This is a genomic window from Hymenobacter sp. NBH84 (genome assembly GCF_014217645.1).
Taxonomy (GTDB): domain Bacteria; phylum Bacteroidota; class Bacteroidia; order Cytophagales; family Hymenobacteraceae; genus Hymenobacter; species Hymenobacter profundi.
Genome location: NZ_CP043644.1, coordinates 486,412 through 504,837 on the forward strand (window position 1 = coordinate 486,412; position 18,426 = coordinate 504,837).

The following is an 18,426-nucleotide window of genomic DNA, read 5'->3' on the forward strand; positions in this document are numbered from 1 at the left end:
TGGGTGACGATAGTGAAAAAAAGTATTCTGATGATCATTCCCAACTTCGGTCTTGGGGGCGCCCAACGGGTGTTTCATGATCATAGTGTGGAATTGCAGAAGCAATACGACGTGACGGAGGCAGTTTTTAATCTGGACGAGCCAAACCTGTACCCGAGTGGTAACCCGCTGGAGAATATGGAAGTACCCGGGGGAAATAATGCTAAGCAAAAAGCTGTTAACTTCATACAGCGGATTATTCGTTTAAAAGCCATTAAAAGGCGGTTACATACGGATGTGTGTATAAGTCATCTGGAAGGTGCCGATTATGTTAATCTGCTCAGCAAGAGCTGTGAGAAAATAATTCTGCTGATTCATGGATCCAAGACGCACGACCGCAACATCAACGGCGTTGTAGGGTGGCTGCGGAAGAAAGTGTTGATGCCGTTGCTCTACAGGCGTGCCGACCGTATCGTGACGGTGAGCCGGGATATCATTCCGGAAATGGTGGAAGACTTCGGGGTAGATCCGCACAAGCTGGTGGTAATCAACAACTCGTTTGATGTAGCGCAGGTACGTGCGCAGTCCCTGGAGCCTGTAGACGACGCGATGCAAGCTATCTATGCAACTGCACCTGTGCTGATTACCTCCGGCCGCTTGGCTATTCAGAAAAACCAGGCGCCACTGCTAGATATTTTTGCAACATTGCTGGCCCGGCAACCGGCCAAGCTAGTCTTTATTGGCGATGGTGAACTGCGCACCGATTTGGTGAAACATGCGCGCGCGCTGGGCCTGCGAGTATATGAGGCTTGGAACAACGATTCACTCACGCCCGACTACGATATATACTTCATTGGGCTACAAGCCAACCCATTCAAGTATATCCGGCCGGCAACGCTTTTCGTTTTTCCTTCGGCTTGGGAAGGGTTTCCGCTAGCGCTAGGAGAGGCTATGACCTGTGGCATACCCGTAGTAACGACAGATTGCCCCACTGGCCCCCGCGAGATGCTAGCACCTATTTCCTCTACCCCTTTCCAACCTATACGGGCGATGGAGCGGGGGAAATATGGAATATTAATGCCCATGCTCACCGAAACCGTTACCCTGACTGCCGATAAACAAGTGTGGGTAGATACGCTGGACCAACTATTATCTAATGCTGTAGAACGAGAACAACTGGGTAAGGCTGCACAGCAACGATCCGATGACTTTTCGCACGCCCGCACGTTTGAGCGCTGGGCACAGGTAATAGATGCCGTGCTGGCAGAGTAGGCGTGTTTATTCCTTTTTAACTACTGTCCGCTTGAGTAAAGTCCACCTGTCCGCAAAGCCCACCATTCTGATCATCGATAACTCTCGGGCCGTAACGGGGGCCTTAAATGCGATTCGGAGTGCAACGGATCCATTGCGCACGCAGTATCGGTTTGTGTACGTACTGCCGGCAGGTAGCACTGGTCGGGCCGTGCTAGAGCAGGCCGGTTATTCAATTCATGAATTGCCGTTTGTAGAAATTAGCCGGCGGGTAGGGGACCTGATCCGTTATGTGCCTATGCTGCTATTGAATAGCTGGCGGCTCCGCCAACTAGCCCGACATGAGGAGGCAACGCTGTTGCACCTCAACGATTTTTATAATTTGACAGGCTACGTGGCCCAACTACTAAGTGGGGGGCGGCTGCGCGTGGTAACGCACGTGCGTTTCCTGCCGCAGAGTCTGCCGCAGTTACTGGCTCGCACGTGGCGCTGGTTGGCAGAACGTTTTGCCGATCGTGTGGTATGTGTGTCACAGGCAGTTCAAGCATATTTTAGTGTAACAGCAAAGGTGCAGGTGATTTTCGACCCGATACCGGAAACAGAACGTTATGTGGTACCGGTGGTACCAACACCACGTCACCCAGCTACCGTAGAACTGCTCTACCTCAGCAACTACATTCAGGGGAAAGGCCAGAACTTCGCCTTAGTGGCTTTCAAAGAAGCTTACGCGCAGTACCCCAACCTGCGTCTGCATTTTGCGGGTGGGGACATGGGTATGCCGAAAAACCGAGAATTTCGGCAGCAGTTGGAAGCGCAGGTACAAGCAGCCGGCTTGGAGCAGATTGTAACGTTTGGCAGTTTCGTGCAGGACGTGGAAGCCGCCATTAAACAGGCCGATATCGTGCTCAACTTTTCCGAGTCGGAATCATTCTCTCTGACTTGCCTGGACGCGTTGTATTACGGTACCCCGCTTATTGCCTCCAACTGCGGTGGGCCTGCTGAGTTGTTTGAGAACGAACGCTCTGGCCTGCTGGTGCCTAACCGCGACGTGACGGCCATGACTACCGCCATCACTACGCTGGCCGTCGATACCGAAAAGAGGCGCAAATTTGCGGTGGCTGGCCGGGCATTTGTCCGGCAGAAATTTAGTCCGCAGTCCACTTACCTACGTTTGGGTAGCCTGTATAAGGAACTGGTGGCTCGGCAGTAGCTTGCACGCATGAATATTCTGTTTATTGCGCCTTATCCCTTAGGGCAGGCTCCCTCACAACGTTTCCGCTTTGAGCAATATCTGGGCATGTTGACGCAGCGTGGGCATCAGTGGCATCTGTCCCCGTTTCTGTCGATGGCCACTTGGCGAATCCTTTACAAGCCAGGGCATACACTGGCCAAGGCTACGGGCATTGTGGCCGGCTTTGTGCGGAGGGTAGGGCTGCTGTTCATGGTGCCGCGTTACGACTATGTGTTTATTCACCGGGAGGCATCACCCATCGGGCCGCCGGTGTTTGAGTGGTTGATAGCAAAGGTGTTGCGTAAGAAAATTATTTACGACTTTGATGATTCTATCTGGTTGGCTAATACCTCGGAAGCCAACAAGTTGGTGGCTGGTATTAAGTGGCACCAGAAAGTGGATAGCATCTGCCGGTGGTCGTACAAGGTGAGTTGCGGCAACGCCTACCTGCACGCCTATGCCCGGCAGTTCAACACGCAGGCTATCATTAACCCAACTACCATAGACACTGAGCGCCTGCATAACCGGGTGCGTGATCAACAGGCTCCCGGTAAACTTATTATCGGCTGGACGGGCACGCACTCTACCCTGAAATACTTGCACCAAGTAGTGCCCGTATTGGCCCGGCTGGAGCAGGAGTTCGACTTTGAGTTTCGGGTAATTTCCAATCAGCCGCCATCTTTACCCCTGCAGTCGCTTGTGTATCAGCCGTGGCGTAAGGAAACCGAAATTGCTGATCTACTAGAGTTTCATGTGGGCCTGATGCCGCTGGAAGATGACCTGTGGGCGCAGGGTAAATGCGCTTTTAAAGCCTTACAATATATGGCCTTGGGTGAACCTGCCCTAGTATCGCCAGTAGGGATGAATACAGAGGTAGTAACCGATGGCGTAAATGGCAATATCTGTACTACCCCATTAGAGTGGGAGACAGCTTTACGCCGTTTGCTACTCGATGCGAGCCTGCGTGCGCAGATGGGCGCCGCCGCTCGCCAAACTGTAGAGAAGCGTTATTCCGTGCTGGCCAATAATTCTACCTTCTTAGCCCTGTTCACCTGAAGTTGTGCAGTTCTAATCTTTCGCTGGGGGCGCGCCATAAATTGCATGATGTAAAGCGCACCGAGATAGAAGGGCATCAGCGGAATCTTATAGCGCACTAAGGTGCCGAAGTTGCCGCTGTTGGTGCCTACTCCAATGGCTAATACCACCGAAAAGATAAAGCAGAACGTAAGAATGGGCTGCGATGCAATAAGCCGAAAGCTTTTCAGCACGCCCGTCTTATAGAAAAGGCTGACCGTAAGGTAGAGAAATAATGCTGCTTCCATGGCAGACAATAGCATAACTGGGTTCCGGGCCTCAAATAAAAAAGGTCGGAATAAACTAACGGTAATTGCCTGCGGCGCCACCTTCACCATAGAACCCAACGAGCCATCAAACGAGCCGATATTATAAGCGGAGCCGTTGGCTACCTGTGAGGTAAGGTACTCTGAGTTGATCTTAGTGCGTTCTCCAATCTTATCAACGTCATATTTGTCATCACCGGCTGTAAGGCGAGTGGCACCTAGATAGCCAGCTCCCAGCCCCATGAGCAGGAAAAAGGGCTTGAGCAGCATCCGCGCCGCTGCCGATTTAATGCGTCTGTTATTTTCGTTGAATACCCAAAGAAGAGCTGGGGGCAAAAAGGAAAGCAGGATGTAAACTTTCACTGAAACCAACAGATACGCACCAATTAACCCTATAATAGTCGAAAATAAAACGTTGCGTTTGAGAATAGTAGCATGGTAGAAACCGTAAAAAGTCCACCCAAGCGCCCCAATACATACGGAATCTTTCATCAGGCCAGAACCCCAGAAAAATACAGAGGGTAGGAAGAATACGGCAATAGCTAACTTTTTATATGCTAACGGATAAATGTGGATAAACGTCAGATACATAGCCCACATACCACTGAAGCTCAGCGCAGCGAAAAGCAGACCGATAATTGTATAGGTATTAAAACAGAAGAGACCGAAGAAAGAAGCAATTCTTACTACAAAATATTCTGTATCAGCATGGTACCAATACAAGCGGCCCACGTACTGCGCCACTTCTGGGTTATAACCTTCTGTGGAACCAAAAATAAGCTGTAGCCCCGCCGATGGCGAGTTCATAAAGGCTTCGTATACTACTTTGGTGTGGCCGTAGTAGTTAAACGTATCACCCCCACCATAATAGAACTGGTAAATTAACCCCAGCGCAATAGCTCCTAGAAACTTCAACGAAAGCGCTGGAATGAAATACTTTTTCGTGAGCGCATTGGTATACTTCTTACGCACCGAAAAAGCAATACCGTAGAAAATAGCTAAGTAAATAGGCGTTAGCAACAGGTCCTTCAGCTCCATACCAGCAGGATTATTTGTGCTTTTTCAGATACGCCTTGGCCTCGCGGTACTGATCCGATTTATGGCTGGCTTTGTCCTCCACTACTGTGTAGTATTTTTTGGCCGCTGCTATGTCTTTCGCCTTATCGGCCATACGAGCCAGGTTGATGTGGGAGTAGATGTAGAAGCCGCCCGAAGTTTCGCCGGTGCCTTCGGCGAATACGATGCAGCGCTGGTAGTAATCCTTGGCCTTGGATAGGTCGTTGTACTTATTCTGCATCAGCCAGCCCAGAAAATAGGTAGCATAGCGGCCGCTGATAAACTCGTAGCCAGGAAGGCCCCGATTGATTTTATCCAGAATCTCGCGGCTCACCCGCTCGCTCTCCGTAAACTCGCCCTGATGGAAGCAGTTGAGGGCATAGAAGCGTTGAAAATAGCCGTTGTCGGGGTAGTTGGTGGCTAGGTAGCGAGAGAGGGGTAGGGCTTCTTTGGGGCTGTTTTCCTCATTGTAGAGAATCTTCATGAGAAAAAACTTAGCCTCGGTACCGGTGTAAAAACCGTTGTCGGCCACGCTGCGCAATTGTTTGAGGCCGAGGGCACGGTCGCCTTTCGGGAAGAAGAGTAGGACGGGGCGCAGAAGCTTATACTCTTCCGAAATCCAGACGGCGTAGTAGTTAAATAAGGCCTGCCCGAACAAAAACTCTGGGCTGAGGCCGTTGGCTTCTTTGCTGATTTGTAAGTAGTCCAGCGCGTGCTTGCTGCTGAAGGTAGCCTTGCGCCAGTCCTTCCGCTCGGCGTGCAGGCGGGCATTGAAGCCATAGGCGGCAGAAAGGAAAAAGCAGGCTTCGTAGTTCTTATTATCCGCCTCATACATTTTCTCGCCTACCGTAATGGCCGAGTCCATGTAAGCAAAGAACAGCTTATCATACTGCGTGCTCTGTACGTTGGTCGGCACAATTTTCCACCAAGTGCTCAGGCCCATCAGAAAGTAGGGCATGGGGTGATTGGGGTAACGCCGCCGCAGGGACCGAAACTGCTTTTCAGCCTTGTCGTACTTGAAGTTGTACATATTCTGTATAGCCCCCTCCAACTCCAACTGAATGTCGCGGTCCAGCAACAGCCAGCCTTTCGTATCGACCGCGCCGGGTAGCACATCCACGTTTTCCACCTGAATATTGCGGATGGGAGCCGGTACGCGAGCAGTGTCGGGGCGTTGCGCTAAGGCCAGGAAGGGCAACAGGAGCAACAACAGAAGAAAATAACGTGGGTGGGTCATGGGCACGGATACGAACACAGACAATGGGTACGGTAAACCAGTCAGTCAGTATTCAACGAATAAGCTAAAGTATATCTTTTGCCCTAGTTTCGAATTAACAACCTACACTTCATGCAACTTCTACGAACTCTGTGCCACATACCGGCACCTTCCGGCCACGAAACACGGCTCACCGAATTTTTGCTCCATTACATTGCCACGGAGCAGAAAAACTGGCAAACTACTCCGCAAGTGTTGGCTGGTGAACAATTCCAGGATTGCATCATCCTCGTGTTTGGGCAGCCCCGTACTGCCGTTTTCGCCCACTTAGATAGTATCGGCTTCACGGTGCGCTACGGCCGGCAACTCGTGCGCATTGGTGGCCCCAACGCGGAGCCCGGCTACCGTTTGGTAGGCGAAGACACACAAGGACCTATCGAATGCACACTGACAGTTGATGAGGAAACCGGCGCACTAGGCTATGAGTTCACCCGCGACATTGAACGGGGTACGGAACTCACGTTCTTCTGTGACTTCCGCGAAACCGATACCACCGTGCAAAGCTGCTACCTCGACAATCGCCTAGGCGTGTGGAACGCCCTGCGCCTTTGCGAAACGCTGGAGCACGGCATTGTAGTGTTCAGTTGCTGGGAGGAGCACGGAGGCGGCTCGGTGGCCTACCTCGCCAAATACATCTACGAAACCTACGGGGTACGCCAGGCCCTAATTTCGGATATTACGTGGGTGACGGAAGGTGTGCGGCCGGGCGAGGGAGTAGCTATTTCCCTACGCGACTCTCTGATTCCGCGCCGTGCCTATGTAGACCGCATCCGGCAGATTGCGGCGGCCTCGGGCATACCGCATCAGTTGGAGGTAGAAGGCGCCGGCGGCTCCGATGCCAAGGAGCTGCAACACGCCGACGCACCTTGGGACTGGTGCTTTGTGGGTGCCCCTGAAGACAACGTGCACTCGCCCGACGAAATCGTTGACAAGCGCGATATCGAAAGTATGCTGGCGCTGTACCAAGTGCTGATGCGGGAATTGTAGGGTAGGGATAGGGAATAGCTGAGGGCTTGATTATTAATGGATAAAGGGTATTTTAACAACCCGTTTGGCTTCGGCCGGCGGGTTGTTCTTTTCTTCCCACCCTCTCACTCCACCCACTATGCTGTTCCTTTACCTGGTGCCCGGCCTCGGGCTGTTGGCGTTATTGTACACTTGGCTGCGTTCGGGCTGGGTTAGCCGGCAGGATGCCGGCGATGAGCGGATGCGCACCATTGCCAGCTACATCGCCGACGGCGCCATTGCCTTCCTGAAGGCCGAGTACCGCGTCCTGACGTTGTTCGGCCTAATTGCCTCCGCTTTTCTATTCTACCTAGGTAGCACCGGCGAGAAATCCAGCCCGGTGATTGTGCTGGCCTTTATCATCGGAGCGGTTTTCTCGGCTCTGGCGGGCTTTATTGGGATGAAGATTGCCACCAAGGCCAATGTACGCACGGCTCAGGCGGCGCGCACCAGCCTGAGTAAGGCGTTGAGCGTATCGTTTTCGGGTGGTTCGGTGATGGGTATGGGTGTAGCGGGACTAGCTGTATTGGGGCTGGGGTCGTTATTTATCGTGTTCTACCAGTTGTTTGTGGTAAACAAAGGCGGCGGGGCCAACGGCATTGAGATGGAAACCACTTTGGAAGTTCTCACCGGCTTTTCGTTGGGGGCCGAGAGCATTGCGCTGTTTGCTAGGGTAGGGGGCGGTATCTACACTAAAGCTGCCGACGTGGGCGCCGACCTCGTGGGCAAGGTAGAAGCCGGCATTCCCGAAGACGACCCCCGCAACCCCGCCACCATTGCTGATAACGTAGGCGACAACGTGGGCGACGTAGCCGGTATGGGTGCCGACCTGTTCGGTTCCTATGTAGCCACCATCCTGGCGACCATGGTACTGGGCCGCGAGGTAGTAGCCACCAACGACCAGTTCAACGGCCTCTCACCCATTCTGCTACCCATGGTCATTGCCGGGATGGGCATTGTGGCGTCGCTAGTGGGTATTCTGCTGGTGCGGGTGAAAGAAGGCGGCAACGTGCAGGCGGCGCTCAATTTTGGCAACTACGCCTCGGTTATCGTGTCGGGCATCGCCTCTTTCTTTATTATCCGCTGGATGCTGCCCGTGGGCACGCTTGTGATTGGCCGGCCGGGTGCGGCTCCCTTCACGTCGCTGGATGTCTTTTATGCCGTGTTGGTAGGGCTAGTGGTGGGCACACTCATGAGCATCATCACGGAGTATTACACCGCCATGGGCAAGCGGCCCGTCAATAGCATTGTGCAGCAGAGCAGCACCGGGCACGCTACCACCGTCATTGGCGGGCTGGCCGTGGGTATGGAGTCTACAGTGCTACCCATTATTGTGCTGGCCGCCGGCATTATCTTCTCCTACGAGTTTGCCGGCCTCTACGGGGTAGCCATTGCCGCCGCGGGCATGATGGCCACCACCGCTATGCAGCTGGCCATCGACGCTTTCGGGCCGATTGCCGACAACGCCGGCGGCATTGCTGAAATGAGCGAGCTACCTAAGGAAGTGCGCGAACGCACCGACATTTTAGATGCTGTGGGCAACACCACTGCCGCCACCGGCAAAGGCTTCGCTATTGCCTCGGCTGCACTTACCTCGCTGGCGCTGTTTGCGGCATTTATGGGCACAGCCAATATTTCGGTCATCGACATCAGCAACGCCCGCGTGCTGGCCGGCCTGTTCGTGGGCGCCATGATTCCGTTTATTTTCTCGGCGCTGGCTATATCGGCGGTAGGGCGGGCCGCTATGGCGATGGTGCAGGAAGTGCGGCGGCAGTTCCGCGAAATCCCGGGCATCATGGAAGGTACTGGCCGGCCCGAATACGAGAAATGTGTGGCCATTTCTACCTCGGCTGCTATTCGGGAAATGATGCTGCCGGGCGCTATTGCCCTTATTGCACCCGTCCTCATCGGTTTCACGCTAGGACCGGAGGTATTGGGCGGCACGCTGGCTGGCGTCACGGTGAGCGGGGTGCTGATGGCCATGTTCCAGAGCAACGCCGGCGGCGCCTGGGACAACGCCAAGAAGTCTTTCGAGAAAGGCGTGCTGATTGACGGGGTGATGGTTTACAAAGGCTCCGAACAACACAAAGCGTCCGTGACGGGCGACACGGTAGGCGACCCGTTCAAAGATACCTCTGGCCCCAGCATGAACATCCTCATCAAGCTCATGAGCATCGTGTCGCTGGTGATTGCCCCACATATTGCCGCGCCCGGTGGTGCCACGCGCATTCTGACGCCGGCTCTCTCGGTGCCAAAAACTGAGTTGGGCGCTCAGCAAGGGGTGCGCTTTGCGAGTTATACTTCAGGTCAGGAAGTGTGGGAAGATGGTTTTAAGTGAAAAGCAGGTGTCATGTTGAGCGCAGTCGAAACATCTCTGCCATGAGTATTATCTGGCGTGAGAACGAAGCAATAGATATGTTTCGACTTATGCTTCCGGTTCCGCTCAGCGGAGCAAGCGGTTTCAATTCAACGGCTAAAACTCAACACTCAACCATTCAACCCCTACCTTTGCTAGCGCATTTGCACAGGATTCAACTCTTTCTGGATGCCTACGTCCACTATTTCACTGCACAATAAGCAGTTTGCTCCGTATTTGTCGGCCGCTGAACTGGCTCAAGCCATTCAGCAGCTTGCCACCCGCCTCAACCAGGATTATGCCGGCAAGCAGCCTCTGTTTCTATCGGTGCTCAACGGCGCGTTCATGTTCACGGCCGACTTGCTGAAAAACGTGACCATCGACTGCGAGGTGACGTTTATTCGGGTAGCGTCTTACGCGGGTACCGCCAGTACGGGTAGCATTAAGGAAGTACTTGGGCTATACGAGGAACTGGCTGATCGGCACGTGGTTATCCTGGAAGATATTGTAGACACGGGTCACACCATGCGGATGCTGCTGGATACCATCGTGGCCAAAAAACCGGCGTCGTTGGAGGTAGCCACGTTGTTTCTCAAGCCCGAATGTTTGCAGCATGAGCTAGCGGTGCAATACGTAGGCCTGTCGATTCCCAATGACTTTATTGTGGGCTATGGGCTTGATTACGACGGGCTGGGCCGCAACTACCCCGATGTGTACAAAGCGGTGTAATTGCTGCATTAGTCGGAGTTGCTGAAGGCAGATTGCCTATCTTGCCACTTTCTTTCACCTTCTGCACTATCTGCGAAACCATTACCCATGCTTAATCTCGTGCTCTTCGGCCCGCCCGGCGCCGGCAAAGGAACGCAAAGCCAAAAGCTAATTGCTCACTACAACCTGGTGCACCTCTCCACCGGCGACCTGCTCCGCGCCCAGATTGCTCAGGGTACGGTGCTGGGGCTACAGGCCAAAAAGCTGATGGACGAAGGCCTGCTGGTGCCCGATGAAGTGGTAATCGGTATGATCGACAGTGCCCTGAAAGAGAATGTGCAATCGGATGGCTTCATCTTCGATGGCTTTCCGCGCACCGTACCGCAGGCCGAAAGCCTCGATGCCCTGCTAGCCCAGCACAACACCAATGTGTCGTGCATGGTAGCGCTGGAAGTAGATGAGCAAGAGCTAGTGAAGCGCCTACTGGAGCGCGGCAAAACCAGCGGCCGCCCCGACGACCAGAATGAGGAAAAAATCCGCAAGCGTGTGCAGGTGTACAACACCGAAACCGCGCAAGTAGCGGGCTACTACGCCAGTCAGCATAAATTCCATGCTCTCAACGGCATTGGCGCTATCGAGGATATTTTCCAGCAGATCTGCACCGTAGTCGACCAGCACCAGCCTACCTCCGAAGGTAGCCAGCAGGCTACCGACGAAGTAAAAGCGTAACTTTGCGATTCTAAATTCGCAACCCTCTGTCATCCTGAGCGCAGCGAAGGACCTTGTCACGTCAAAACGACCATCGTACCAACGACTCGTACTCGCGTGACAAGGTCCTTCGCTGCGCTCAGGATGACAGTCTTTTTTGTATACAATCGTTAAAAGTCAGGAAGGTAGGAATGTCATAATTCCTACTTCTTAATTTTTAATTCTTAATTAAAAACCTGTGGCTTCCAACAACTTCATCGACTACGTTAAAATCAACTGCCGCTCGGGTAGGGGCGGGGCTGGCTCGCACCATTTCTTCCGGGCCAAGGGCCTACCCAACGGTGGCCCCGATGGCGGCGATGGTGGCCGAGGCGGCCACATCATCTTGGAAGGCAGCTCCCAGCTTTGGACGCTGCTGCACCTGCAATACCAGAAACACTTGATTGCCAAGCCCGGCGAAAACGGTGGCGAAAACCTACGCACCGGCGCCCAGGGCGACGATATCGTGATTCAGGTGCCACTAGGCACCGTGGCCCGCGACGCCGAAACCGGCGAGAAGCGCCTGGAAATCACCGAGGATGGCCAGCGCCTGATCCTAACGCCCGGCGGCCGCGGCGGCCTTGGCAACGACCACTTCAAATCGGCCACCAACCAGGCACCTACCTACGCGCAGCCCGGCGAGCCCGGCATCGACGAGTGGATTATCCTGGAACTGAAACTGCTGGCCGATGTAGGCCTGGTAGGCCTGCCCAACGCCGGCAAAAGCACCCTGCTCTCGGTGGTGTCGGCCGCCCGCCCCAAGATTGCGGATTATGCCTTTACTACCCTGGTACCTAACTTAGGTGTGGTCGCCTACCGCGACTATCAGTCCTTCGTAATGGCTGATATTCCGGGTATCATCGAAGGTGCTGCTGAAGGCAAAGGCTTGGGTACGCGCTTCCTGCGCCACATCGAGCGCAACGCTACCCTGCTGTTCATGATCAGCTGCGACAGCCCCGACATTGCTGCCGAGTACCAGGTACTGCTGGGCGAGTTGGAGCAGTTTAATCCCGAACTGTTGGAGAAAAAACGCCTGCTGGCCATCACCAAATCCGACATGCTGGACGAGGAATTAGAAAAGGAAATTCAGCAGACGCTACCTACGGATTTGCCCACGGTGTTCATTTCCAGCCTGACGAATAAGAATATTCAGAAGCTGAAGGATATGATTTGGGCACAGTTGCATGCTAAGTAGTAGAAGGCGAATCCTGCGGTTTGCGTAGCGTGTAGACGAATCCCAACTCTCGCATGCGCTCCTGTATCTGTGGCTCATCTTCAAGATAGTCAGATGTATAGTCCCAACCTGGTTCCCCAACTAGCAGAACTAACGACTGTGTTTCAATTGCTTTGCTACAGACATGTGGCAGTAGAAAGTCGAAGTGTTTGTTGTCTGTAGTAAAGCCGGTAAGGTGGTTTTCTGTGGTCGGCTTAAATATAGCGAGCGTCTTACCCTTGTTACTGTCAGAGTACAAAGGCTGACCCAGCGCTGTACTTGCTGCCGGAAAAGGAGCCCAGCGAAATGCTAATGTTACAGGTGCTATCGGTAAAAAGACAGACGGAATCAGTTCTTCATCACTGAATACATCTGTGCTTTGTTCTTCCACATCATACTGAAATGACATAGCGCTGCATGCCATTTCAGCATTGCGAGCATAGGGATGATCCGGATCGTGCAGTATAAGCAGCCAATAAGCAAATGTATCGTTCCAATCCTCGTTCCCAGCTTCTCTGTTTAGCTCAACGAAGTCAAAAAGCTGTTGCAGCATAGTGTAAGTTATCAGTTGAATAACTAAGGTACATTTCTGTGCCAAACTGACAGCCAAAACCGCTTTGGCAAACTCCTTGCGCCCGAGTGCTTGCCAATTGGCTAAAACTGAGTGAAAAACCCCTTCCGACGATTATTTCATCCAATGACTGACGATAAGCAAGAACCCCAGGACGACAACTTGACTGCTGACCAAGCTACCACGGCTGGCGAAACGGCAGAAACGGCTCCCGTCGATGAGGCACCCAAAACTGATGCGGAGCTGACGGAGTTGAAAGATAAATACCTGCGTCTGGCAGCAGAGTTTGATAATTACAAGCGTCGCACGGCGAAAGAGCGCCAAGAGCTGTTCAAAACAGCTAATCAGGAGATGATGGTGGCGTTGCTACCCGTGATGGACGATTTTGAGCGGGCTAATACCTACACTAAAGACTCGACGGACGTTACCGCTGTTCGCGAGAGCATCGACATTATTTATAACAAATTGGTGAAGACCCTGCAACAAAAGGGACTGACACCTATGGAAACCAAAGGCGGTGCGTTCGACCCCGATCTGCACGAGGCCATCACCCAGATTCCGGCCCCCAGCGAGGAGTTGAAAGGCAAGGTAGTGGACGAGGTAGAGAAGGGCTACTACTTAGGCGACAAGGTGTTGCGCCACGCCAAGGTAGTACTGGGTCAATAATTGCTGAGCATCTGCAACCGCCACAAACGAGCACTGAAACCTTCTGCCCGTTTGTGGCTGTTGCGGCAACAAGCCGGCGGCGCAAACCGCACCGGTCGACTAACGAAATATGGCAACCAAGCGAGATTACTACGAAATACTGGGCGTCGTGAAAACGGCGTCGGGGGACGAGATCAAGAAGGCCTACCGCAAAGTGGCCATCAAGTATCACCCCGATAAAAACCCCGACGACCCATCGGCCGAAGACAAGTTCAAGGAGGCTGCCGAGGCCTACGAGGTGCTGTCGGACCAGGATAAGCGCGCCCGCTACGACCGTTTCGGGCACCAGGGGGTAGGCGGTGCCAGCGGCGGCGGCCCCAACATGGAAGACATCTTCTCCCAGTTCGGCGACATTTTCGGCGGTGGTGGCTTCGAGGGCTTCTTCGGAGGCGGCCAGCGCGGCGGTGGTCGACGCGTGAAGAAGGGCTCCAACCTGCGCATCAAGCTGAAGCTGGATCTGGAGGAAGTAGCCAACGGTGTAGAGAAGAAAATCAAGGTGAAGCGCTACACGGCCTGCAACACCTGCTCGGGCACCGGCGCCAAAAACGGCACCGACCTGCGCGAGTGCGCTACCTGCCACGGCGAAGGCCAAGTGAAGCGGGTAGTGAACACCATGCTGGGCCAGATGGTGAGTGCTTCAACCTGCCCTACCTGCCACGGCGAGGGAAAGGTAGTAACCAGCAAGTGCGACGTGTGCCACGGCGAAGGCCGCCAGTTGCAGGAAGAAATCATTCCGATCAACATTCCGGCGGGTGTGGCCGAAGGCATGCAGCTCTCGATGGGCGGCAAAGGCAACTTTCCCGAGCGCGGTGGCGTGCCCGGCGACCTGCTGATTCAGATTGAAGAGGAGCCGCACGAGCTGCTGAAGCGCGATGGCAACAACATCATGTTTGAGCAATACATTTCCTTCGTAGATGCGGCGCTGGGTGCCAACCTGGAGGTGCCGACCATCGAAGGCAAAGTGAAGATCAAGGTAGAGCCAGGCACGCAGCCGGGCAAAATCCTGCGCCTGCGTGGCAAAGGCATCAAAGACATCAACGGCTACGGCCGCGGCGACCAGCTGATTCATCTGAATGTGTGGACGCCCAAGAACGTGAACGGCGAGGAGCGCGAGCTACTCGAAAAACTGCGAAACGCGCAGAATTTCACGCCGAACCCTGGTAAAAACGAGAAAGGCTTCTTCGAGAAAGTAAAGGAGTACTTCCAGTAAAATCACGGAGTAGCACTAATTCTACGGATGCCCGTCTTCTACATAGTAGGAGGCGGGCATTTGTATTTTCTAGCTATGCATACTTCCTGCAAAATCTTTTTCGCAGAAAGCTGTAATGATTAAGGAGACGTGGCGATAAATGAAGTAAATCGTCTGCTATGCTAGCCGCGCCACCCGACTTCCTGGCTTTATTGAACGAGTACCAGCCGCTGCTACGGCGGGTGTGCCGCATGTACTGCGCCACTGCCGACGACCAGCAGGACTTGTACCAGGAAATAGTAGGGCAACTGTGGCGGGCGTGGCCGCGCTACCAGCCCCGTCCCGACGTAAAACTTAGCACGTGGCTGTACCGGGTGGCACTGAACGTCGCCATCAGCGACTTGCGCCAGCGCCGTCGCCGTCCTACCTCTGCTCATCTCGTCGCAGACCAACTGCCCGACGTGCCCCTACCTCCCGCCGACGGCCCCGATGCTGATGATCTGCACCAATTGTACCGCGCCATCGACCGCCTTTCTGATGTCGATAAGGCCTTTGTGCTGCTCTATTTAGAAGAGCGCACTTACGAGGAAATGGCTGATATCCTGGGCATCACCCAGAACAATGTGCGCGTGAAAATGCACCGCGTGCAGGAAAAACTTCGTCAACTTCTAACGCAACCCGCCTGATGGAACTCGATGAGCTACGCCGGCGCTGGCAACAGTCCGCTCCTAATACTTCCACATCTTATAACGCACAAACTTTAGAACAACTGCTCATGGAAACCAAGCAAAATTCGATTGGCCGGCTGCGGCGCAATGCCCGGTGGGAATTAGGCTTCACCTTGATGCTGCTGGTGGGTAGCACCATCGGGTTTTTTTATGTGAAAAGTCTTGAGACGCGCACTATGCTAATATGGCTTATTCTGATCAGTCTGGTGAGTTTGGGTTCCTACCACCGCCACATGCTCAGCGGCATTCGAGGGCTGAGCGAGGTAGGGGCTACGATACACGCGCACGTGGCCCAGCAGGTAGCAGGCATTCGGCAGATACTAGAAGCTTCCTACTGCTCCAGTGTGTGGGTGGTGTTTAGCACCTTCGGCATCGTCCTCTTCTTTGCGTTGTATAAGGCTCTAACTCAGTATTCCGGCCGATTGTTGCTGATCCAACTCGTTGGGGTAGGGCTAGGTTGTGTAATAGCCGTGGTGGTTAGCCGCTTCACCCGGCGCGTTGCCCGCCAGATGCTGCAAGATCTGTACGGCCGCCATCTCGACCGTCTGGAAGCTACCCTGCGAGAGTTAAACCATAGTGAATAGTAAACCTCCTATATTACGGCGTCAACCTTTCTTCTTCCTAGCTGTGCAACCTATACTTGAAGCACTAAACGTACGCAAGACCTACGCCCAGCACACAGCACTGGATGGCGTGAGCTTGGCCATCCCAGAGGGTAGCATCTTCGGGCTGCTGGGCCCCAATGGTGCAGGCAAAACCTCGCTTATCCGCATTATCACGCAGATTACGGCCGCCGATGAAGGAGAAATCCGGTTTCGGGGGCAGAAGCTGAACCCTGAGCACATTGCCCAGATTGGCTACCTGCCCGAGGAGCGCGGCCTCTACAAGAAGATGAAGGTAGGCGAGCAGCTGCTCTACCTGGCCCGCCTGCGCGGCCTGAGCCGAGCCGATGCCACGCAGCGCATCAAGAACTGGCTGACGCGCTTCGATATCAAGCCTTGGGCCGACAAAAACGTGGAAGACCTGAGCAAGGGCATGCAGCAGAAAGTGCAGTTTATTGCCACAGTGCTGCACGAGCCGTCTTTGATTATCCTCGACGAGCCGTTCTCTGGCTTCGACCCCATCAACGCCAACCTCATCAAGGATGAAATTCTGGAGCTGCGCCAGCGCGGGGCCACCATCATTTTCTCTACCCATCGTATGGAGTCGGTGGAGGAAATGTGCGACAGCATTGCCCTAATCAACCGCTCACGCAAGGTGCTGGATGGCACCGTTTCCGACATCCGCGACGCCTTCAAAACCCAAACGTATGTGGTAGAGGGCAAAGGCCGGCTGATGGTGCTGCACCCCGATTTTGAAGTGCTGGAGCACAAGGAGCGCGAAAACGGCTTTTTTCAGGACCGCATCCGGCTGCATGCCGGCACCACGCCCAACGATTTGCTGCGCTACCTTATCGGCAATGTGGAGGTGCACGCTTTCCGGGAGCAGATTCCGAGCATCAACGAAATCTTTATTCGGCGCGTGCGCGAAACCATGCCCGAAACGCTGGTAGAGCTGGAAGAGAGCCGCAACTAACTTACTGTTATTAGAATGGAATCGAAATTTTGGTTGGTCGCACAGCGCGAATACTTGACCCGCGTCCGTAAGAAAAGCTTCCTGATTCTGACCCTGCTGGTGCCGGTGCTGTTTGTGGGCTTTGGTTTTTTGATAGCCAAAGTAGCCATGGCAGATAACGACGATATTGATGTGGTGCGGGTGCTGGACCAGAGCCCGGACCGGTTGGGCAGCCGCCTGAAATCAACGGAGCGAATGCAATTTATTCCGGTGCAAGGGCCATTGGAACAAGCCAAGAGCGAATACCGCAAATCGGATGATGGCGGGCTGCTCTACCTACCGGCCACCATCACGCCAGAGCAAAGCACAGGCATTCAGCTGTATGCGAAAGGCAACGTGAGCCTGCGCAAACAAAAGGCTGTAGAAGACGCGCTGGATAAAATATTGGCTGAGGAAAAGCTGCGCGGAGCCGGCTTATCACAAGAAAAGCTGGATGCGCTACGGTCTTCCGTAGATGTAGCCAGTATTAATCTAGATGAAGAGGGCAAAGAGAAAAGCAGCAACGCACTAGCTACCTCGGGCATTTCCTATGCGTTGGCGCTGCTGATTTACATGTTCATTTTCATCTACGGCGTGCAGATTATGCGCGGAGTAGGGGAGGAAAAGTCGAGCCGGATTATGGAAGTGATGCTGTCGTCGGTGAAGCCGTTTCAGCTGATGATGGGCAAAATTGTGGGCATTGCAGCCGTAGGGCTCACGCAGTTTTTGCTGTGGGGGCTGCTCTCGTGGGGCGCATCGGTGGTAGTAGGGTCGGTGGTGCTGGACAAGTTTGCGGCGCCCAAAACGGAGGTAGCTGGCACTAGCTCGCAGACCACTGCGGGTAGCACGGTATCAGCTGGTACTTCAGCCACAACGCAGCCCAACGACAGCCAAGATGTCATGCAGCAGGCAACGACAGCGCGTACGGGTGTTTTCAAGGTGCTAGCCGATCTACCCATTGGCACCATTCTGTTTGGCTTCATAGCCTATTTTCTAGGTGGCTACTTGCTGTATGGGGCGTTATTCGGTGCTATCGGCGCAGCCGTAGACGACCAGACGGACACCCAGCAATTCATGTTTCCCATCACCATGCCCTTGATCTTGAGCTATATCATTGGCGTATCCGTGATTCTGCGCAACCCCGATGGACCGGTGGCCTTCTGGATGTCGATGATTCCGTTTACCTCGCCCATTGCCATGGTCATCCGCCTACCCTTTGGGGTGCCGGCGTGGCAGCTGGCCTTGTCGCTGGTGCTGCTAGCCATCGGGTTTGTAGGCACCGTGTGGGTAGGGGCGCGCATCTATCGGGTAGGCGTGCTGATGTACGGCAAGAAAGTAACCTACCGTGAGCTATCGAAGTGGATGCTTTATAAGGGGTAGCAGAACACTACGCTTTCTGCGTTTCCCTCCGCGTCCTCTGCGGGCTAAAATCGTAGCAACGACTTAGCCCGCAGAGGACGCAGTGTTTTCGCGGAGGA

At 54.0% G+C, this 18,426-nt stretch carries 17 protein-coding genes; 14 read left to right on the forward strand and 3 right to left on the reverse strand.

Annotated features, from left to right (window positions below):
- The first annotated feature begins 12 nt into the window (after positions 1-12).
- The 3 genes from F1C16_RS02035 to F1C16_RS02045 are packed head-to-tail and all read left to right on the forward strand — an operon-like array spanning position 13 to position 3,517.
- On the forward strand, positions 13-1,251 hold the full coding sequence (locus F1C16_RS02035; RefSeq protein WP_185282725.1) for a glycosyltransferase: 1,239 nt from the start codon (positions 13-15) through the stop codon (positions 1,249-1,251).
- A 31-nt stretch (positions 1,252-1,282) separates the two neighbouring features.
- On the forward strand, positions 1,283-2,440 hold the full coding sequence (locus F1C16_RS02040; protein ID WP_185282726.1) for a glycosyltransferase family 4 protein: 1,158 nt from the start codon (positions 1,283-1,285) through the stop codon (positions 2,438-2,440).
- Positions 2,441-2,449: 9 nt separating this feature from the next.
- A complete protein-coding gene (locus tag F1C16_RS02045) occupies positions 2,450-3,517 on the forward strand; it encodes a glycosyltransferase family 4 protein (RefSeq protein ID WP_185282727.1) in 1,068 nt (355 codons plus the stop codon).
- Here F1C16_RS02045 and F1C16_RS02050 read toward each other — a convergent pair.
- Positions 3,469-4,839 (reverse strand): hypothetical protein, encoded by a 1,371-nt coding sequence (locus tag F1C16_RS02050; protein ID WP_185282728.1) that lies wholly within the window; start codon positions 4,837-4,839, stop codon positions 3,469-3,471. The two genes, F1C16_RS02045 and F1C16_RS02050, sit on opposite strands and share 49 nt — an antisense overlap.
- A gap of 10 nt (positions 4,840-4,849) precedes the next feature.
- Positions 4,850-6,094, reverse strand: a complete 1,245-nt coding sequence (locus tag F1C16_RS02055) for a tol-pal system protein YbgF (protein WP_185282729.1) — start codon at positions 6,092-6,094, stop codon at positions 4,850-4,852.
- A 111-nt stretch (positions 6,095-6,205) separates the two neighbouring features.
- Here F1C16_RS02055 and F1C16_RS02060 point away from each other — a divergent pair, with 111 nt between their 5' ends.
- The 5 genes from F1C16_RS02060 to obgE all read left to right on the forward strand — a co-directional run bounded on the left by F1C16_RS02060 (position 6,206) and on the right by obgE (position 12,144).
- The gene (locus tag F1C16_RS02060) at positions 6,206-7,120 is read left to right on the forward strand and encodes a M20/M25/M40 family metallo-hydrolase (protein WP_185282730.1); all 915 of its coding nucleotides are present in this window, start codon (positions 6,206-6,208) and stop codon (positions 7,118-7,120) included.
- A gap of 118 nt (positions 7,121-7,238) precedes the next feature.
- Positions 7,239-9,476, forward strand: coding sequence for a sodium-translocating pyrophosphatase (locus F1C16_RS02065; protein ID WP_258048995.1), 2,238 nt, complete (start codon positions 7,239-7,241; stop codon positions 9,474-9,476).
- Between the two features lie 207 nt (positions 9,477-9,683).
- Positions 9,684-10,223, forward strand: coding sequence for a hypoxanthine phosphoribosyltransferase (hpt, locus tag F1C16_RS02070; protein WP_185282731.1), 540 nt, complete (start codon positions 9,684-9,686; stop codon positions 10,221-10,223).
- Positions 10,224-10,310: 87 nt separating this feature from the next.
- On the forward strand, positions 10,311-10,931 hold the full coding sequence (locus tag F1C16_RS02075; RefSeq protein WP_185282732.1) for an adenylate kinase: 621 nt from the start codon (positions 10,311-10,313) through the stop codon (positions 10,929-10,931).
- Positions 10,932-11,148: 217 nt separating this feature from the next.
- Entirely contained in the window at positions 11,149-12,144 is a 996-nt protein-coding gene (gene obgE, locus F1C16_RS02080) for a GTPase ObgE (RefSeq protein ID WP_185282733.1), read from the forward strand.
- On the opposite strand, the gene F1C16_RS02085 is transcribed toward obgE, so the two are convergent.
- Positions 12,137-12,715 (reverse strand): hypothetical protein, encoded by a 579-nt coding sequence (locus tag F1C16_RS02085; protein ID WP_185282734.1) that lies wholly within the window; start codon positions 12,713-12,715, stop codon positions 12,137-12,139. The genes obgE and F1C16_RS02085 overlap by 8 nt on opposite strands.
- 144 nt (positions 12,716-12,859) lie before the next feature.
- On the opposite strand from F1C16_RS02085, the gene F1C16_RS02090 reads away from it, so the two are divergent.
- From F1C16_RS02090 to F1C16_RS02115, 6 genes are all read left to right on the forward strand, one after another.
- Positions 12,860-13,399 (forward strand): nucleotide exchange factor GrpE, encoded by a 540-nt coding sequence (locus F1C16_RS02090; RefSeq protein ID WP_185282735.1) that lies wholly within the window; start codon positions 12,860-12,862, stop codon positions 13,397-13,399.
- A 109-nt stretch (positions 13,400-13,508) separates the two neighbouring features.
- On the forward strand, positions 13,509-14,648 hold the full coding sequence (gene dnaJ / locus F1C16_RS02095) for a molecular chaperone DnaJ (RefSeq protein ID WP_185282736.1): 1,140 nt from the start codon (positions 13,509-13,511) through the stop codon (positions 14,646-14,648).
- Positions 14,649-14,806: 158 nt separating this feature from the next.
- The gene (locus F1C16_RS02100) at positions 14,807-15,313 is read left to right on the forward strand and encodes an RNA polymerase sigma factor (RefSeq protein ID WP_185282737.1); all 507 of its coding nucleotides are present in this window, start codon (positions 14,807-14,809) and stop codon (positions 15,311-15,313) included.
- 89 nt (positions 15,314-15,402) lie between these two features.
- On the forward strand, positions 15,403-15,939 hold the full coding sequence (locus F1C16_RS02105) for a hypothetical protein (protein ID WP_185282738.1): 537 nt from the start codon (positions 15,403-15,405) through the stop codon (positions 15,937-15,939).
- Between the two features lie 43 nt (positions 15,940-15,982).
- Positions 15,983-16,930, forward strand: coding sequence for an ABC transporter ATP-binding protein (locus tag F1C16_RS02110; protein WP_185282739.1), 948 nt, complete (start codon positions 15,983-15,985; stop codon positions 16,928-16,930).
- Between the two features lie 15 nt (positions 16,931-16,945).
- Positions 16,946-18,328, forward strand: coding sequence for an ABC transporter permease (locus F1C16_RS02115; protein ID WP_185282740.1), 1,383 nt, complete (start codon positions 16,946-16,948; stop codon positions 18,326-18,328).
- The last annotated feature ends 98 nt before the right edge of the window (positions 18,329-18,426 follow it).